This is a genomic window from Magnetospirillum sp. ME-1 (genome assembly GCF_002105535.1).
GTDB lineage: Bacteria > Pseudomonadota > Alphaproteobacteria > Rhodospirillales > Magnetospirillaceae > Phaeospirillum.
On sequence record NZ_CP015848.1, the window covers coordinates 1,525,001 to 1,541,798 of the forward strand.

Consider the following 16,798-nt stretch of genomic DNA (forward strand, 5'->3'; position numbering starts at 1 on the left):
ACCGTTCGTATAGGGCGGCATGAGGGACGGCTTCCAAGGAGGGGCGCATGGCGGACGATAGCGATGCCGTGTCGAAGAATCGTGACCGGCTGAGGTTCCTGCGCCTGGACGACAAGGCGGTTTCGGCCATCAAGGCCGTCCGTCCCCTGGTCGAGGGCAGCCTGCCCGCCATTGCCGATTCCTTCTATTCCCATCTGATGGAATGGCCGAACCTGCAGGCGCTGCTGGGCGGCGGCGCCAGGATCGGCCATCTGAAGCAGACGCAGCAGGCCCATTGGAGCGCCCTGTTCTCGGGGCGCTTCGACGAGGATTACTTCCAGCGCGCCGTGGCCATCGGCGCCACTCACGAGCGTATCGGCCTGGAGGTCAACTGGTATCTCGGCGGCTATTGCTTCGTGCTGGAGAAGCTGATCGCCGAATTGCACGGCAAGTGCGACAAGGCGCGCTTCCCCGATATCGCGGCCGCCGTGCTGCGCGCCGCCTTCCTGGACATGGACCTGGCCATCTCGACCTATATCGAGCATGGCGAGGCAGGCAAGATGAAGCGCGAGATGCTGGCGCTGTCCGATACCGTCGACCGCGAGGTGGCGCTGACCGTCGGCGACATCGAGAAGCAGGTGAAGCGGCTGATCGAGGGCGCCCGCGAACTGACCGGGGTGGCGACCGAGCTCAAATCCATGGCCGAGGCGGTGGCGGAAGCGGTCAGCGTGACCAGCGACAACGTCCAGTCGGTGGCCGGCGCTACCGAGGCGCTGGAGGAGACTTCGCGGCAGATTTCCGCCAAGGTCCACGGCACCTCGCGGCTGACCGATGCCGCCCAGCAGAAGATGGAGACCGCGGCGGCCACCGTGGACGGGCTGAAGGACGCCACGGGGCGTATCCGCGACGTGGTCCGCCTGATCCAGTCCATCGCCGGCCAGACCCGCATGCTGGCGCTGAACGCCACCATCGAGGCGGCACGGGCCGGCGAGATGGGCAAGGGCTTCGCCGTGGTGGCCGACGAGGTCAAGCGCCTGGCCAAGCTGACCGAGGACGGCATCCGCGGCGTCAACGCCCAGGCCCACGCCATCGGCCAGGCCACCGACGAGACGGTGGCCATGGTCGAGGAGGTGACGGCGTCCATCCAGGACATCAACACCATCGCCCAGGAAGTGAACCACGCCAGCGAGATGCAACTGTCCGCCACCGCCGACATCAAGGGCAATGCCGGCCAGGCCGCAGATCACACCGGCACCGTGCACGGCCATGCCCAGTCGGTGCTGATGCAGGCGGAACGTACCGGAATCACCGCCCAGCGCGTCAACGAACTGTCCATGGTGGTCAATCGCGACGTGGGCGATCTGCAGCGCCGCCTCGGCATCATCCTGCGCTCGTCGGCGGCGGGCGATCGCCGCGCCGTGCCGCGCGTCGCCGTGGGGCTGGCCTTTTCCGGCCGCATCGGCACCAAGGAGGTCAAGGGCCATACCGGCGACCTCGCCAGCAAGGGCGTGGTGCTGGCCGGACTGAACGATCCGTCATTGGTGGGCCAAGGCGGAACTCTGGATCTGGATGGAGTAGGCTCGCTCGCCTGCGACGCGGTGGGGGCCAGCGTGCTGGGCCTGCACGTGCGCTTCCGCGAGGTGTCTTCGCAGGCATTGACCGCCATCGCCGCCGCGCAAGCCAAGGCCCGGGCCGAGGAGCGCCTCTATATCGATCTGGTCCAGGGCGTGGCGGGCGGTGTCACCTCGGCATTCGAGGCGGCGCTGAAGGCCGGCGAGATCACCGAGGCGGACCTGTTCGACACCCATTACGAACCCATCCCCGAGACCTCGCCGCAGCAGTTCATGGCGCGGCACACCAATCTTACCGACCGGGTGGTGCATCAGTTCACCGAGACGGTGCTGGACAAGGACCCGCGCATCGTCATCTGCTGCGTCGCCGACCGCAACGGCTATATCGCCACTCACAACAAGAAGTATTCCCAGCCGCAGAAGCCGGGAGAGACGGTGTGGAACACCGCCAATTCCCGCAACCGCCGCATCTTCGACGACCGTGCCGGTCTGGTGGCGGCGCGCAACATCCAGCCCTATTTCGTCCAGACCTATCCCCGCGACATGGGCGGCGGCAATTTCGTGGTGCTGAAGGAGTTTGATTGCCCCATCACCATCCGGGGCAAGCACTGGGGCGCGGTGAGGCTGGCCATCAAGCCGTAGGGTCAAAGAGTGCCGTCATCCCGAGGTCGCCTTCGGCTTGCTCAGGATGACGATGTCGCGGAGCCTACACGCTCTTCCCCAGCCGTCCGGCCAGATCCTGGATGAACTGCCAGGCGACGCGGCCCGAGCGCGAGCCGCGCGTCACCGACCATTCGTTGGCCTGGGCGTGCAGGTCCTCGGTGGAGATGGGCAGGCCGTAATGGGCCACATAGCCTTCGACGATGGCGAAGAAGGTGTCCTGGCCCACGTGGTGGAAGCCCAGCCACAGGCCGAAGCGGTCGGACAGCGAAACCTTTTCCTCCACCGCCTCGCCGGGATTGATGGCGGTCGAGCGCTCGTTGTCGATCATGTCGCGGGCCATCAGGTGGCGGCGGTTGGAGGTGGCGTAGAACACCACGTTGGAGGGTCGCCCCTCGATGCCGCCGTCGAGGACCGCCTTCAGCGACTTGTAGGCGTCGTCCTGCTGGTCGAAGGACAGATCGTCGCAGAACAGCACGGCACGCCGCCCGCTGTCCTTCAGCAGACGCAGGCAGCGGGGCAGGGACGGAATGTCCTCGCGGTGGATCTCCACCAGCAGCAGGGCGCCGGGCGTTTCGGCGTTTATCGCGGCGTGCACCGCCTTGACCAGCGAGCTCTTGCCGGTACCGCGCGCCCCCCACAGCAGCGCGTTGTTGGCGGAATAGCCCTCCGCGAAGCGCCTTGTGTTGTCCATTAGCTGCTCGCGCTGGCGCTCGATGCCCTGCAACAGCTCGATGTCAACCCGATTGACGTTGGGCACCGGCTCCAGTCGGTCGGGATCGGCATGCCAGACATAGGCCTCGGCGGCCGACAGGTCCGGAGTGGCGAAAGGCGGGGGCGACAGGCGCTCCAGGGCTTCGGCGATACGGTTGAGGGCCTTGACGGCGTCGGCGTAGGGCATGGCGGCGATCCCTTGAAGAACTGGGGCGCGGATGGTAGCAGCTTCGCCTCCGGGGGCAAGCAAATCGGCTTGATGGCCACTTGGCGTTTGCATCCCGGCGATAGGCGGCTATATTCCCGCTGCATTCAACGCTGCATTGGACAATGCGCGACTTCCCGAGGAGACAGTGATGTTCGTGTCGCCCGCTTATGCCCAGGCCGCCGCCGGTGGCGGTTCCATGGGAGCCCTGGAACAGTTTCTGCCTCTGATTCTGATCTTCGTGGTGTTCTACTTCCTGCTGATCCGTCCGCAGCAGAAGAAGATGAAGCAGCACAAGGAGATGCTGGGCCAGCTCCGCCGTGGCGACCGCGTCGTCACCGCCGGCGGCATCATCGGCACCATCAACAAGCTGATCAACGACACCGAGGTGTCGGTGGAGATCGCCGAGGGCGTGCGGGTGCGCGTGCTCCGCTCGACCATCACCGAGGTGATGTCCAAGACCGAGCCGGTCGCCGGCGACAAGGCCAAGGACGAGAAGCCCGAAGCCGAGCCGGCCGCCGAAAAGGCCGACAAGTAAACCTTACGTCTCCCTTCCAAGCAGCACAGGCCGGGACATGCTCCACTATCCTCGTTGGAAGATCGCAATGGTGGCGGTGATCGCCATCCTGGGCATCGTCTTCGTCTTCCCCAACCTGCTGACGCGCGAACAGGCCGACCGGCTGCCCCATTGGCTGCAGCCGGTCAGCCTGGGCCTCGATCTGCAGGGCGGTTCCTACCTGCTGCTGGAGGTGGACACCGCCTACGTGGTCCGCGAACAGCTGACCTCGCTGGTGGAAACCGTGCGCACCACGCTGCGCAAGGAAAAGATCAAGTACTCGGACCTGGGCGCCAAGGGCGACCATGTCAACGTGCGGATCATCGACGCCGAGGACCGCGCCAAGGCCCGCGAACTGCTGCGCAAGCTCGACCCCGATGCCGCCCTTGACGCCAGGGACGACGGCGCCATGGTGCTCAAGTACTCGGAGCAGGCGGTCAAGGCCCGCAAGATGGCCGCCGTGGACCAGTCGCTGGAAATCGTGCGCCGCCGCATCGACGAGCTGGGTACCCGCGAACCCTCCATCCAGCGCCAGGGCGAGGACCGCATCGTCGTCCAGCTGCCCGGCGTCAAGGACCCCGACCGCATCAAGTCGCTGCTGGGCAAGACCGCCAAGCTGACCTTCCACCTGCTCGACGATTCCACCACCTCGGAGGAAGCGGGACGGGGCAGGGTGCCGCCCGGCTCCATGCTGCTGCCCTCCGCCGAGAAGGAGCGGGGCATGCCCGAATCCTACGTGGTCAGGAAGCGGGTCGAGGTGGGCGGCGACATGCTGACCGATTCCAAGGCCACCTATCAGGACGGCCGCCCGGTGGTCAGCTTCCGCTTCAACGCCGCCGGCGGCAAGAAGTTCGGCGACGCGACGCGCGAGAACGCCGGCAAGTTCCTGGCCATCGTGCTCGACGAGAAGGTGATCAGCGCGCCGCGCATCAACGAGCCCATCCTGGGCGGCTCCGGCATCATCTCGGGCAACTTCACCGTGCAGCAGGCGCAGGATCTGTCGCTGCTGCTGCGTGCCGGCGCCTTGCCCGCGCCGCTGCAGGTTCTGGAAGAGCGCACCGTCGGCCCCGATCTCGGCGCCGATTCCATCCAGGCCGGTACCGTCGCCAGCGCCGTCGGCCTGCTGATGGTGGCCGTCTTCATGGTGGTCATCTACGGCATCCTGGGCGTGCTGGCCAATGTGGCCCTGGTGTTCAACCTGATCCTGCTGATGGCCTTGCTGTCGGCGCTCGGGGCCACGCTGACGCTTCCGGGCATCGCCGGCATCGTGCTGACCATGGGCATGGCGGTGGACGCCAACGTGCTGATCTACGAGCGCACGCGCGAGGAGCAGCGGCGCGGCCGAAGCATCCTGTCGGCGGTCCAGCACGGTTTCGACCGGGCCCATGCCACCATCTTCGACGCCAATTTCACCCACATGATCGCCGCCCTGCTGCTGTACATCTTCGGCACCGGCCCCATTCGCGGCTTCGCCGTGACGCTGGGCATCGGTATCATGACGTCGCAGTTCACGGCGGTGAACATCACCCGGTTGATGGTCGCCATCTGGATCGCCGTCCGGCGTCCCAAGACCCTGCCGCTCTAGAGGAATCGAGGATAATCGAGCGATGAACTTCTATTCCCGCTGGGTCGCCACCAAGAAGCCGAATTACGACTTCATCCGTCTGCGCTTCTTCGCCTTCGGCCTCACCGCCCTACTGATCGTGGGCTCGTTCGCCTCCATCATCGTCAAGGGCTTCAACTACGGCATCGACTTTGCCGGCGGCATCCTGATCGAGGCCCACACCACCGGGGGCGAGGCGGACCTGCACCACATGCGCGGCACGCTGGAAGGCCTGAAGCTGGGCGAGGTGTCGCTGCAGGGCTTCGGCAATACCGGCCGCGACGTGATGATCCGCGTGCAGAAGCAGGCGGGCGACGAGAAGGCCCAGATGGCGGCGCTCGGCAAGGTCAAGGAGGCGCTGGGCGCCGGCTACGAGTACAAGCGCGTCGAGATCGTCGGCCCCAAGGTGGGCGAGGAACTGAAGCGCGACGGCGTGCTGGCCGTGGCCCTGGCGGTGCTGGCCATCGCCGCCTATGTGTGGTTCCGCTTCGAGTGGCAGTTCGGCGTCGGCGCGCTGATCGCCATCTTCCACGACGTGATCACCACCTTCGGCCTGTTCTCCATCTCGGGCCTGGAATTCAACCTGACCTCGGTGGCGGCGATTCTCACCATCGCCGGCTATTCCATCAACGAGACGGTGGTGGAATACGACCGCGTGCGCGAGAACCTGCGCAAGTACAAGACCATGCCGCTCTACGACCTGCTTAACCTGTCGGTCAACGAGACCCTGGCCCGCACCATCCTGACGGTGTCCACCGTGTCCATCAGCGTGCTGGCCCTGTTGGTCCTGGGCGGCGAGGTGCTGCGCGGTTTCTCCATCGCCATGATGTGGGGCCTGATCATCGGCACCTTCTCGTCCATCTACGTGTCCATGCCGGTGCTGGTGTACTTCAACCTGCGCACCGGCAAGGAGACCGAGGAAGCCGAGACGGCCGAGGGCGGACCGGCCGCCGCGCCGTAAGACTCCATGGACATCACGCCCCTCATCCCGTCCGGCCGGCAGATCGTCAAGGGATACGGCGATGGCGGCTTCACCATCTCCGGCATCCGCTGGGAGGGCTCGGTCCTGGTGCTGCCCGACCGCACCCAAGCCTGGGGGCCGGCCGAGCTGTCCCAGGTCACCGAGGAAAGCCTGTCGCCGATTTTGAGCCTGCCGGAGCGGCCGAGGCTTCTGCTGCTGGGCTGCGGCCAGCGCATGGCGCTGGTCCCCAACACTCTGCGCGCGGCCCTGCGCCAAGCGGGTATCACCCTGGAACTGATGGACACCGGCGGGGCCTGTCGCACCTTCAATGTGCTGGTATCGGAAGAGCGTTCGGTGGCGGCGGCGCTGATCGCGGTCTAGCCCTTATTCCCCCGGAGGAACCGCCGGCAGGGTGAAGCGGAAGGTGGCGCCTCCACCGGGCGAGGGTTCGACCCAGATCCGCCCACCGTGGCGTTCGACGATTCGCTTGCAGATGGTCAGGCCGATACCGGTGCCTTCGTCTTCCTCCCGGCCGCGAAGCTTCTGGAAGATGGTGAAGATGCGCTCGGCGTATTGCGGCTCGACTCCGATGCCGTCATCCCTGCCCCAGAACGTCCACCCCCCCGAGACCTCGTCGATTTCTGCTCCCACGTCGATGGTGGAGGGGTGGCCCGGGCGGTGATACTTCGCCGCGTTGTCGATCAGGTTCTCGAACAGGGTGAGCGTCTGTTCCCGATCGGCGGTAAGGGTCGGCAGTTCCCCCACGTGGAGGGTGGCTCCGTATCGGCCGAGATTGGCCGCCAGCATATCCCTGGCTTCGGCCGCCACACCGTTCAGGTTTACGGGGGCGAAGGTATTGCCGCGGCTGCGGATCTGCGAATAGGCCAGCAGGTCCAGCAATTGCTGCTGCATGCGCTTGGTCCCGGCCACGGTGTAGTCGATGAACTCGTTGGCCTCGGCGTCGAGTCGGTTGCGATACCGGTGCTGGAGCAGCTGGACGAAACTGGTGATGCTGCGCAGCGGCTCCTGCAGGTCATGGGCGGCCACGTGGGTGAACTGTTCCAGATCGGCATTGGCGACCGCCAGCTGGCGGGCCTTTTCCTCGGCGGCGGCCTGGGTGATGCGCAAATGGCGGGTCCGGTCGGCGACCTGTTCCTCCAGCACATGGCTTTGGCGTTCCAGACTGGCGGCGAGCTGCCGGCGTGAGTATTCGCGCCGGTCGGACAAGGAGGCCAGCCAGAACAGGGCGGTCGACAAGGTGATCACCACGGCGGCGATCCAGGCTGCTTCCCGGTAGAATTCGGCCATGGCGGTCTTCTGGGTCATGCCGATGGTGGCGACGACGGGATAGCGGTCCAATGTTCCGTAGCTGACGATCTTGTCGTTGCCATCGGTGACGGAAACAAAGCGGACGATGCCGGATGGCGCCTGGGGCAGATGCTTCTGGAACAGGGGGCTCATGGCGGTCGAGCGCCCCAGGGAGGCCACGGGATCGGGCAACCTTGCCAGGAAGATGCCGTCCCGGCGGATGACAGAGATGCCGCCCGGCTCCTCGATCAGCAGCTTTTCCAGGGCTGCGACCAGGAACATGGGGTCAAAGGCCACGGATACCACGCCCTTGAACCGGCCGCCGGCGTCGATGATGGGGCGTGACAGCGGGATGGCCGGCCGGCCGTCGATGCGATTGACGATCGGCATGCCGATATTGAGGCTGTTGCTCCGGGGATTGCCCTGGTGGATCTGGAAGTGTTCGCGGTCCGAGATGTCCAGGGGGAAGTCCAGAACGCCGTCGGCCTGGAGGACGATCCCGGAATTCTTGCCGTCCTGGCCGAAAACCACAAGCTGGCGGACCTCGGGAAAGACGCCGAGCCGGCTTTGGAACCATTTGAGGAGCGCGTCGTCCGGCCAACGTGCGGGATCGATGCGTTGGCTGGCTTCCTGCAGCAGGTTGTCGATGCTGCGCAGGCTGGTGTCGACCTGATGCTCCAAAGTCCGGGTCAGGGCGGTCAGCAGGCGCTCGGCATTGCTGTTGGCCCGCATCCAGGCCGCTCTGAGATGGATGGACGCGATCACGGCCAGAATGGCGATCAGCACCAGCGCCCAGCGACGGGCAATGGTGCTCGGACGCAAGGGGGCAAGCGCGAAATCCTCCGCGCCGGTGAGCATGCCAGGCTGTTCACGGCCCAAGATGAGAAATGCCCCCTGTTTCGGATCGGATGTCCGATTGCATATCCCAACCCCGAGCTTCGTCTATCATCTTTCCCATCGGGAAAGTAGGGTAGAAATGAAAAACCCCCCTCCCGAAGGGGAGGGGGGCTTCAAAATCCAGTCTCAGCCCAGATTGGCTTCGACGAAATCCCAGTTCACCAGATTGTCCAGGAAGCACTGGACGAAGTCGGGACGGCGGTTCTGCCAGTCGAGGTAATAGGCATGCTCCCACACGTCGACGGTGAGCAGCGCCTTCTGGCCGTGGGCCATGGGCAGGTCGGCATTGGCCGTCTTGGTGATCTTCAGCTTGCCGGCATCAAGCACCAGCCAGGCCCAGCCCGAGCCGAACTGGCCCACGGCGGCGGCCTTGAAGTCTTCCTTGAACTTGTCGAACCCGCCCAGATCGGACTCGATCCTGGCCAGCAGCTTCGCCCCCGGCTTGCCGCCGCCGCCCTTCTTCATGCAGTTCCAGAAGAAGGTGTGGTTCCACACCTGGGCGGCATTGTTGAAGATGCCCTGCTTGGCCGGCAGATCGGCAGCCGCCACCTTGATCACCTCTTCCAGGGACTTGGACGCCAGATCGGTGTCCTTGGTCAGGTTGTTGAGGTTGGTCACATAGGCGGCGTGATGCTTGCCGTGATGGAACTCGAAGGTGCGGGCGGAAATGTGCGGCTCCAGCGCGTCGATGGCGAAGGGGAGCGGCGGAAGCTCAAAAGCCATAATTCACCTCTATGTCGTCAAAGGGTTCCGAACTGAATTGGAAATCGTCTAAACGATGCCCCAAAGATAGGAACTCCGGGGAGGATTGTGAAGCACCTTTGTCGGCTATTGCCGAATCAAAAGGTCAGGCCCGGACGCGCCAGCGCCAGCCGCGCGGCGGCGAGGCCGCTGCAGATGGCGGCTTCTATGGTACAGGGCCAGGGCGAAGCAATCCAGTCGCCGGCGAGGAAAACCCCGTCGCGACCGGTGACCGGGCCGGGACGGGCGACCACCGTAGCCGGGTCGTGGGCCAGGGTGGCCCGCTTTTCCTTCATGATGCGATAGGGCGGCGGTGCGATGGGCGGCATGCCCAGCGCCCGGCGGATCTCGTCCCACAGGCGGTCGGCGATGGATTCGTTGTCCAGATCCACCAGGGCGCCGGCCGCCGACACCGTCACCGACAAGACGTCGCCGCGGGCGAACAGCCAATGGCCGGAGGCGTGGACCAGGCCGAGGAAGTGGCTGCCATGGGGCAGTTCCACCGGCTGGGCGCAGCGGAAATGGGCGTTGACGATGGGCCGGGTCGGCATGGCGGCGGGGGTGGAGCCGGGCAGCAGGGTCTCCACCACCCAGGGCGGCAGGGCCAGGATCACCCGGTCGGCGGAGGTCAACGGCACCTCGGCATCGTCGAAGACCAGGGCGTCGGGCCGAAGCGCCTTCAAGCGGCGGCGGAAATGGGTTTCGGCGCCGAACAGCGCCAGGGTGGCCAGGGCCGGGGCCACCAGGGCGGCCGACAGTCCGGCGGGAAAGGTCCAGGGAACCAGGGCGTCCGATCCGCCCAGCAGCGCCTTGCGCATGGTCCAGGCGAACATGCGGGCCGACGCCTCGTCGGGCGCGGTGTTCATGATCGCCTCGCACATGGGCAGCCACAGGCGGGTGAAGGAGGGGGTGTTGCCCAATCGGCTGGCCACCGTCTCGGCCTTGCCGGTCCAGGGCAGGCCCAGCGCCTTGAATATCTCGCCTATTCCGGCGGGCAGGCGCTTGGGACTGACCGTCCACGACTTGCCGCTGATCAGGTCGATGAAGGGAAAGGCCGGCGGTGCCGCCACCATGGCCTCGATGCCGCCGGTGGCCCGCGCATAGGCCAGGGCCGTGCGGTTGGCGCCCAGGACCAGATGGCTGCCGTTGTCGATCACGCGGCCCAGGCGCTCGTCCAGGAACGAGCGGCAGCGCCCGCCGGCATGGCCCGCCGCCTCGTGCAGCACCACGCGGGTGCCGGCCTTGGCGGCGGCCACTCCGGCGGCGAGCCCGGCCAAGCCGGCGCCCACCACATGCAGGGTGCCCGGGGAGGTCACGCCGTCAGCCCGCGCCAAAGTCCGACCAGGAACACCCCGGCATAGTCGAGCTTGCCAAGCTTGACCCGCTCGGCCAGGGGATCGCCCCGGCGAAGCTTGGCCGACAATTGCTCGGCCACCCGTACGGTGACGGCGCATTGCAGCCGCATGCGCAGATCCTTGACCATGCCGGGCAGCGGCTGGGCCAGTTCGATCAGCCCGTCGGTGGCGTCGAGCATGCGGTCGATGACCTGGCGCAGTTCACGCGGACTGAAGCCGCCTTCCAGCACCCGGATGGTCAGGCCCTGGGCCAGCAGCCAGTCGCGGGGAATGTAGACGCGCCGAAGCTCGCGGTAATCCTTGCCGCAATCCTGCAGGTGGTTCAGCACCTGCAACGCCGCGCACAGCGCGTCCGAGGGCGCGAAGGTGTCGTGGGATTCGCCGTGCAGGTCCAGCAGGAAACGACCGACCGGCGCCGCCGAATAGCGGCAATAGCTCATCAGGTCGGCCCAATCCTCGCAGTAATCGCGCACCGAATCGCGGCGGAAGGCGTGGAGGAGCTGGGAGGCGTGCTCGATCATCGCGCCCTCGCCGTTGACCGCCCGGCGGTAATCCTCGGCCAGCACCAGGGCCGAGCCGCTTTCGGTACCGTGCAGGGCGCGGTCGAGCGCGTCGAGCCCGGCCACCTTCTCTTCCGGGGTGAGAGTGGGCGAATCCGCCACGTCGTCGGCATGCCGGGCAAAGTGGTAATAGGCCATGATGGTGGCGCGCTTGTGCTTGGGCAGCAGCAGCGAGGCCACCGGGAAGTTTTCCTGGCCGGCGGTCTTGCTGGCGGCGGGGAGGGGGGCGGCGGCGGCGCGGGACAACGGATCGGGCCTTCCAATTGGAGCGCGGGGCGGGAAGGGCTATATATGCCACGCCCCATGAGCGGGCTCCAGTTGAAACGAGGTCCCATGTCCGTCCCGCCCGTGCTGTCCCATGCCGCCTCGCTCGTCTCGAGGTTCGATCGCGACCGCTTCGCCACCGCCCTGTTCGCGCCGCTCGACCAGCGCGAGGCGCTGATGCTGCTCTACGCCTTCAACGTGGAAATCGCCCTGGTTCTGGAAAGCGTGCGCGAGCCCATGGCCGGGATGATCCGGCTGCAATGGTGGCACGATACCCTGGTTGCCGGTCTGGACGGCGGATCCTGCGACAATCACCCGGTGGCCCAGCCCCTGTGCGCCATGATCCGGGAACGCGGCCTGCCGCTCGAGGCGTTCGACCACCTGATCTCGGCGCGGCGCGACGATCTGGAAGGAATCGCCCCCGCCGACATGGCCGCGGCGGAGCGTCAGGCCGAGAGCAGTTCGGCGGCGCTCACCCTTCTGGCCCTGGCGGTGCTGGGCACTGAAACCGAGGAGACCCGCCGGGCCGGGCGGCACGTGGGTATCGCCTGGGGGCTGGTGGGCAATCTGCGGGCCCTGGGGCACCACCTGTCAATGGGCAAGTTGACGCTTCCCGAGGACCTGCTCCGTGATGCTGGCGGCAGTGGCGAGGCGGTGAGGGAAGGACGGGCGTCAACCGGTGTATTGACATCCGTGGCGCAAGTCCTGGGGCAACGCGCCCGATACCACCTGACCGAGGCCCGTCGAATCCGGGTCGGGCGAGGCGGCTTGGCCGCGCTACTTCCGGCCGTTTTGGCCGATGGCTACCTGCAAGTACTTGAAAAAATGGGATGGAATCCATTCGACAGCCGTGTGGCTCAGTATCGGCCGCGGCCCATCCGTCTGACGCTGGCCCATCTGACAGGGCGGTTCTGAGTATTATTGCGAAATGGCAACAATAATATTGCGGAAGCGCAATTTTAAAATTGCGTTAACGCAATGAAAGTTAAGCCGTGAAAGAGATGGGCAAATATAGTGCGGATTACCGACGGTATCTACTCTATTTTGTCCCGGGCCGCTGAGGTCCGGCCATCAGCGTCGCATCGCCGCCTACGGCGGCGGTATTGACCGACAGGCAGCGCTCCACCCCATAGCGGATCAGGGTATTGGGGCCGCCGGCCTTGGACCCGGTGCCCGAGAGACCCAATCCGCCGAAGGGCTGCGAGCCCACCACCGCGCCGATCATGGTGCGGTTGACGTAGATGTTGCCGATACGGGCGCGGGCCACCACCTGGGCGATGGTGGCGTCGATGCGCGAATGGATGCCCAGCGTCAGGCCGTAAGAGGTGGCCGCCACCGCGTCGAGCACCTTGTCCAGATGCCCGGCCTCCCAGGGAATGACGTGCAGGATGGGTCCGAACACCTCGTCCTTGAGGAGATCCAGGGATTCCAGCTCGTAGGCCATGGGGGTGAAGAAGGTGCCGTTGTGACAGGTGTCGGGAAGCGGGGCCGTGGCGATGGCCCGCCCGGAATGGCGCAGGCGTCCGCCATGGGCCATCAGCCGCTGGCGGGCGGCCTCGTCGATCACCGGGCCGACATCGGTGGCAAGCAAAGCGGGATCGCCCAGGGACAGCTCGGCCATGGCGCCTTTGAGCAGCGGCTCGATACGGCTCCAGGCCTCGCGCTGGATGAAGGCGATGCGCAGCGCCGAGCAGCGCTGCCCCGCCGAGCGGAAGGCGCTTTCCAGGCAATCGGCCACCACCTGCTCGGCCAGGGCCGAGGAATCGACGATCATGGCGTTGAGGCCGCCGGTCTCGGCGATCAGCGGGGCCAGCGGCCCGTCCATGGCGGCGCGCAGGCGGTTGATGTGGCGCGCCGTGGCGGTCGATCCGGTAAAGCTGATGCCGTCCACCAGGGGGCTGGAGACCAGCGCCTCGCCGATGGCCGGGCCGCCCGGGACCAGATGCAGCGCCTGGGGCGGCACGCCGGCGGCATGGAGCAGGCGCACCATTGCCGCCGCCATCAGCGGGGTCTGCGGCGCCGGCTTGGCCACCACGGCGTTGCCGGCGGCCAAAGCGGCCGCCACCTGTCCCGTGAAGATGGCCAGCGGGAAGTTCCAGGGCGATATGCAGGCGAAGACGCCGCGCCCGCCCAGCATCAGCTCGTTGCTTTCCCCCACCGGGCCGGGCAGCCGCAGGGGCTGGCCGAAGCGCGACCGGGCCTCGGCGGCGTAGAAGCGCAGGAAATCCACCGCTTCGCGCACCTCGGACAGGGCGTCGGGGATGGTCTTGCCCGCCTCGCGGATGGCCAGAGCCATGAAGCGCGGCCGCGCGGCCTCCAGACGGTCGGCGGCGTCGTCCAGGATCGCCGCGCGACCCTCGCCGCCCAGATCGTCCCAGGCGGGAAAGGCGGCGCGGGCGGCGGCCAGGGCCGTCTCCACCTCGGCCGGATTGGCATCGACCACCTCGCCGACCACCCGGCGGCGGTCGGCGGGGTCGAGCACCGGCCGGGCATGGCCCGCATCCGTCTCGGTCCCGCCGATGATGGGAGAGGCCCGCTCGGGTGTCGAGGCGGCGGCCAGGGCGAGGTTCAACTGGGCCAGCACCGCGGCGGACGACAGGTCCAGGCCGCCGGAATTGCGCCGCTGGGGCGCGAACAGGGCGGCGGGTTCCGCCACGCTTTGCGGATTGAGGCGTCCCAGGGCCGCCAGGGGATCGGCGGCGACCACATGGGAGGGGATGTCCTCATCGGCCAGACGGCTGACGAAGGAGGAATTGGCGCCGTTCTCCAGCAGGCGGCGGACCAGATACGGCAGCAACTCCCGATGCGAGCCCACCGGGGCATAGGTGCGGCAGGTGAAGTCCGGCACCAGTTGGGCGTAAAGAGCCTCGCCCATGCCGTGCAGGCGCTGGAACTCCCAATCCCCCGGACCGCCGGTCATCTCGACGATGGCGGCGGCGGTGTGCGCGTTATGGGTGGCGAATTGCGGGTAGAACAGCTGGGGCCGCGCCAGCAGGTCGGCGGCGCAGGCGAGGTACGAGACGTCGGTGGCCTCCTTGGCGGTGAACACCGGAAATCCGTCCAGGCCGCGCTCCTGTGCGCGCTTGATCTCCCCGTCCCAATAGGCGCCCTTGACCAGCCGGATCATCAGCCGCATTGCGCGCCGTTCGGCCAGGGCCCCGGCCCAGGCGATCACCGGCCGCGCCCGCTTCTGATAGGCCTGCACCGCCAGGCCGAAACCGTTCCAGCCGTCCAGGGCGGCATCGGCCAGCACCGCCTCCATGACGTCCAGCGAGATTTCCAGCCGGTCGGCCTCCTCGGCGTCGATGGTGAGCCCGATGCCGGCATCGCGGGCCCGGCGGCAAAGCCCGGCGAGGCGGGGAACCAGTTCCTCCATCACCCGGCGGCGCTGGGCCATCTCGAAGCGGGGATGCAGCGCCGACAGCTTGACCGAGATGCCCGGCCCGGCCAGCGGCCCGGTGCCCCTGGCGGCGCGGCCCAGGGCGTCGATGGCCTCGCCATAGGCGCGGACGTAGGCGAGCGCCGCCTCGTCGGAACGCGCCGCCTCGCCCAGCATGTCGAAGGAATGGCGGTAGCCCTTGACCTCCCACGGGCGGGCATGGTCCAGGGCCTCGGCGATGGTGCGGCCCATGACGAACTGGCGGCCCATCAGCCCCATGGCCCGGCGCAGGGCTTCGCGCACCACCGTCTCGCCCAGACGCCCGGCGATCCGGCCCAGGACGGCCTTGCCGTCCTCCTCCAGGTGAAGCAGGCGGTCGCCCAGCATCAGAGCCCAAGTGGATGCGTTGACGAACAGCGAGGGCGAATGCCCCAGATGGCCGTCCCAATCGGCCGAGCCGATCTTGTCCTTGATCAGCAGATCGGCCGTCAGGTCGTCGGGAATGCGCAGCAGCGCCTCGGCCAGGCACATCAGCACCACGCCTTCGCGGGTGGACAGGCGGTATTCGTTCAAGAAACCGTCCAGGCCCAGGGAATGCCGGGTACTGCGCGCCCCGTCAACCAGTCTGACGGCGTGGTTGACGACGCGGCGGCGGGCCTCGTCCTCGAGTGGAATGGCGGCGGCCAGCCCCGACACCAGTTCGGCCTCGCTCCGCCCGGCGGCCAGATGGATGGCCTGGCGCTGGGCATCCGGGGCGGGCAGGGGCTGGTCGAGGATCATGGCGGCTATTCTTCGCGGGTCGACAGGCCAGCGGCCATGTAGACCGGACACCAGCCCAAGGCCGCCGACACCAGCGGCACGATGCCGATCCAGCCCCACGGGCCGATGAGGTCGGCCATGGCCAGCCCGATCATGGCCAGCCCCACCAGAACGCGGATCAGGCGGTCCTTGCCCCCCATATTGGCGTCCATCACACGGCCTCGACGGTGCAGGCCAGATTCATCTCGCCGGCGGTGTTGGCGACGGTGGTGAGGCAGGCCTCGGCGCGGGTGGGAATGCAGACCGAGAAGCGGGTGACGTAGATTCCCTGTTCCGGCAGCCTTTGGGCGTCCATGCGCACGATATTGGCCTGGAATTCGCCGAACACCTCGGACAGGCGGGCTACCAGGCCGGGGCGGTCGCCGCCCGACACCACCACCCGGTGGGTGATGGTTCCGGCCGGACCGTGGGCGGAATCCATCTCGAAGGGACGGACGGAGATGCGCGCCCCGGCCAGCAGGGGCAGGCGGGAAAGATCGGTCTCCACCTCGTCGGCCGATACCGAGGCCGGCAGGTCGCACACCGAGGTGAACTCGGCGCCGCTGCCCAGCATGGCGAAGCTGGTGTCTCCCAGGTCGGCTCCCAGGTCGAAAAGCCGCCCGGTGATGGCCGCGACCAGGCCGGTACGATCGGAACAGAATACGGAAACGAGAACGGTTGCCATGGGAGCCTCTCGCAAAGAGCGCAAATGCTTGGTTTCCCTATCATGCGTCAGGTTCTGACATTTGTTAACCCCGAGACATGGCGCTATAATCGTCTTGTAAACGGTGAGGATCGCATGCGCGGGTTGGTGTTGGCCTTGTTGGTGGGATCTGTGACCGGCGTCGCCGCCTGGGTCTGGTGGCCCCGCGGCTACGGCATCAATCCCCAGGACGCGAGGCAGGTGGCCCTGGGCTACGACCTGTACAACCTGCATTGCGCCTCGTGCCACGGCCATGACCTCAAGGGCGAGCCCGAGTGGCAGACCCGCAAAGCGAACGGCGAGCTTCCCGCGCCGCCCCACGATGCTTCCGGCCATACCTGGCATCATCCCGAGGATCAGCTGTTCGCCATCATCAAGCACGGCATGGCCCGTTTCGCCCCGCCCGGCTACAAGACGGCCATGCCCAGCTTCGTCGGCTCCCTGTCCGATGCCGAGATCAAGGCGGTGCTGTCCTACATCGAATCAACCTGGCCGGCTGAGATCCAGGAACGCCGCGCCGCCATGCTGAAGCATTGATAGCGGC

At 67.0% G+C, this 16,798-nt stretch carries 15 protein-coding genes; 7 read left to right on the forward strand and 8 right to left on the reverse strand.

What is annotated here, in order from left to right:
• Window positions 1-47 precede the first annotated feature (47 nt).
• Window positions 48-2,192, forward strand: coding sequence for a globin-coupled sensor protein (locus WV31_RS07060; RefSeq protein WP_085372896.1), 2,145 nt, complete (start codon window positions 48-50; stop codon window positions 2,190-2,192).
• Window positions 2,193-2,256: 64 nt separating this feature from the next.
• On the opposite strand, the gene WV31_RS07065 is transcribed toward WV31_RS07060, so the two are convergent.
• Window positions 2,257-3,111: an ATP-binding protein gene (locus tag WV31_RS07065; RefSeq protein WP_085372897.1), complete on the reverse strand. Its 855-nt coding sequence runs from the start codon at window positions 3,109-3,111 to the stop codon at window positions 2,257-2,259.
• A gap of 169 nt (window positions 3,112-3,280) precedes the next feature.
• On the opposite strand from WV31_RS07065, the gene yajC reads away from it, so the two are divergent.
• The 4 genes from yajC to WV31_RS07085 are packed head-to-tail and all read left to right on the forward strand — an operon-like array spanning window position 3,281 to window position 6,630.
• Window positions 3,281-3,667 carry a preprotein translocase subunit YajC gene (yajC, locus tag WV31_RS07070; RefSeq protein ID WP_085372898.1) on the forward strand — a complete coding sequence of 129 codons (387 nt, stop codon included), beginning with the start codon at window positions 3,281-3,283 and terminating at the stop codon, window positions 3,665-3,667.
• A gap of 37 nt (window positions 3,668-3,704) precedes the next feature.
• Window positions 3,705-5,270 (forward strand): protein translocase subunit SecD, encoded by a 1,566-nt coding sequence (gene secD, locus WV31_RS07075; RefSeq protein ID WP_085372899.1) that lies wholly within the window; start codon window positions 3,705-3,707, stop codon window positions 5,268-5,270.
• Between the two features lie 22 nt (window positions 5,271-5,292).
• Window positions 5,293-6,249: a protein translocase subunit SecF gene (gene secF, locus WV31_RS07080; protein WP_085372900.1), complete on the forward strand. Its 957-nt coding sequence runs from the start codon at window positions 5,293-5,295 to the stop codon at window positions 6,247-6,249.
• A gap of 6 nt (window positions 6,250-6,255) precedes the next feature.
• Window positions 6,256-6,630, forward strand: a complete 375-nt coding sequence (locus tag WV31_RS07085; protein ID WP_085372901.1) for an Mth938-like domain-containing protein — start codon at window positions 6,256-6,258, stop codon at window positions 6,628-6,630.
• 3 nt (window positions 6,631-6,633) lie between these two features.
• On the opposite strand, the gene WV31_RS07090 is transcribed toward WV31_RS07085, so the two are convergent.
• From WV31_RS07090 to hpnC, 4 genes are all read right to left on the reverse strand, one after another.
• Window positions 6,634-8,415, reverse strand: coding sequence for a sensor histidine kinase (locus WV31_RS07090; RefSeq protein ID WP_085372902.1), 1,782 nt, complete (start codon window positions 8,413-8,415; stop codon window positions 6,634-6,636).
• A gap of 165 nt (window positions 8,416-8,580) precedes the next feature.
• Window positions 8,581-9,177 (reverse strand): superoxide dismutase, encoded by a 597-nt coding sequence (locus tag WV31_RS07095; RefSeq protein WP_085372903.1) that lies wholly within the window; start codon window positions 9,175-9,177, stop codon window positions 8,581-8,583.
• 116 nt (window positions 9,178-9,293) lie between these two features.
• Window positions 9,294-10,511, reverse strand: coding sequence for a hydroxysqualene dehydroxylase (locus tag WV31_RS07100; RefSeq protein WP_085375513.1), 1,218 nt, complete (start codon window positions 10,509-10,511; stop codon window positions 9,294-9,296).
• The gene (gene hpnC / locus WV31_RS07105; RefSeq protein WP_085372904.1) at window positions 10,508-11,356 is read right to left on the reverse strand and encodes a squalene synthase HpnC; all 849 of its coding nucleotides are present in this window, start codon (window positions 11,354-11,356) and stop codon (window positions 10,508-10,510) included. Before hpnC ends, WV31_RS07100 begins: the two co-directional genes overlap by 4 nt.
• 87 nt (window positions 11,357-11,443) lie before the next feature.
• Between hpnC and WV31_RS07110 the strand changes: the two genes are divergently transcribed.
• Window positions 11,444-12,289 (forward strand): phytoene/squalene synthase family protein, encoded by an 846-nt coding sequence (locus WV31_RS07110; protein ID WP_085372905.1) that lies wholly within the window; start codon window positions 11,444-11,446, stop codon window positions 12,287-12,289.
• A 124-nt stretch (window positions 12,290-12,413) separates the two neighbouring features.
• Here WV31_RS07110 and putA read toward each other — a convergent pair whose 3' ends face one another.
• From putA to WV31_RS07125, 3 genes are read right to left on the reverse strand one after another with little or no spacing between them, the layout of a single operon-like run.
• Window positions 12,414-15,533, reverse strand: coding sequence for a bifunctional proline dehydrogenase/L-glutamate gamma-semialdehyde dehydrogenase PutA (putA, locus tag WV31_RS07115; RefSeq protein ID WP_085372906.1), 3,120 nt, complete (start codon window positions 15,531-15,533; stop codon window positions 12,414-12,416).
• Window positions 15,534-15,538: 5 nt separating this feature from the next.
• Window positions 15,539-15,724, reverse strand: a complete 186-nt coding sequence (locus WV31_RS07120; RefSeq protein WP_085372907.1) for a YgaP family membrane protein — start codon at window positions 15,722-15,724, stop codon at window positions 15,539-15,541.
• The gene (locus WV31_RS07125) at window positions 15,724-16,236 is read right to left on the reverse strand and encodes a glycine cleavage system protein R (protein ID WP_085372908.1); all 513 of its coding nucleotides are present in this window, start codon (window positions 16,234-16,236) and stop codon (window positions 15,724-15,726) included. Before WV31_RS07125 ends, WV31_RS07120 begins: the two co-directional genes overlap by 1 nt.
• Window positions 16,237-16,350: 114 nt before the next feature.
• Here WV31_RS07125 and WV31_RS07130 point away from each other — a divergent pair, with 114 nt between their 5' ends.
• Window positions 16,351-16,791 carry a c-type cytochrome gene (locus WV31_RS07130; protein WP_085372909.1) on the forward strand — a complete coding sequence of 147 codons (441 nt, stop codon included), beginning with the start codon at window positions 16,351-16,353 and terminating at the stop codon, window positions 16,789-16,791.
• The last annotated feature ends 7 nt before the right edge of the window (window positions 16,792-16,798 follow it).

Coding starts and splice junctions, on each gene's coding strand:
- secF (WP_085372900.1), top strand. CDS start 5,293: ATGAACTTCTATTCCCGCTGGGTCGCCACCAAGAAGCCGAATTACGAC.
- WV31_RS07095 (WP_085372903.1), bottom strand. CDS start 9,177: ATGGCTTTTGAGCTTCCGCCGCTCCCCTTCGCCATCGACGCGCTGGAG.
- secD (WP_085372899.1), top strand. CDS start 3,705: ATGCTCCACTATCCTCGTTGGAAGATCGCAATGGTGGCGGTGATCGCC.
- WV31_RS07130 (WP_085372909.1), top strand. CDS start 16,351: ATGCGCGGGTTGGTGTTGGCCTTGTTGGTGGGATCTGTGACCGGCGTC.
- WV31_RS07125 (WP_085372908.1), bottom strand. CDS start 16,236: ATGGCAACCGTTCTCGTTTCCGTATTCTGTTCCGATCGTACCGGCCTG.
- WV31_RS07120 (WP_085372907.1), bottom strand. CDS start 15,724: ATGGACGCCAATATGGGGGGCAAGGACCGCCTGATCCGCGTTCTGGTG.
- putA (WP_085372906.1), bottom strand. CDS start 15,533: ATGATCCTCGACCAGCCCCTGCCCGCCCCGGATGCCCAGCGCCAGGCC.
- WV31_RS07110 (WP_085372905.1), top strand. CDS start 11,444: ATGTCCGTCCCGCCCGTGCTGTCCCATGCCGCCTCGCTCGTCTCGAGG.
- yajC (WP_085372898.1), top strand. CDS start 3,281: ATGTTCGTGTCGCCCGCTTATGCCCAGGCCGCCGCCGGTGGCGGTTCC.
- WV31_RS07065 (WP_085372897.1), bottom strand. CDS start 3,111: ATGCCCTACGCCGACGCCGTCAAGGCCCTCAACCGTATCGCCGAAGCC.
- WV31_RS07090 (WP_085372902.1), bottom strand. CDS start 8,415: ATGCTCACCGGCGCGGAGGATTTCGCGCTTGCCCCCTTGCGTCCGAGC.
- WV31_RS07060 (WP_085372896.1), top strand. CDS start 48: ATGGCGGACGATAGCGATGCCGTGTCGAAGAATCGTGACCGGCTGAGG.
- WV31_RS07085 (WP_085372901.1), top strand. CDS start 6,256: ATGGACATCACGCCCCTCATCCCGTCCGGCCGGCAGATCGTCAAGGGA.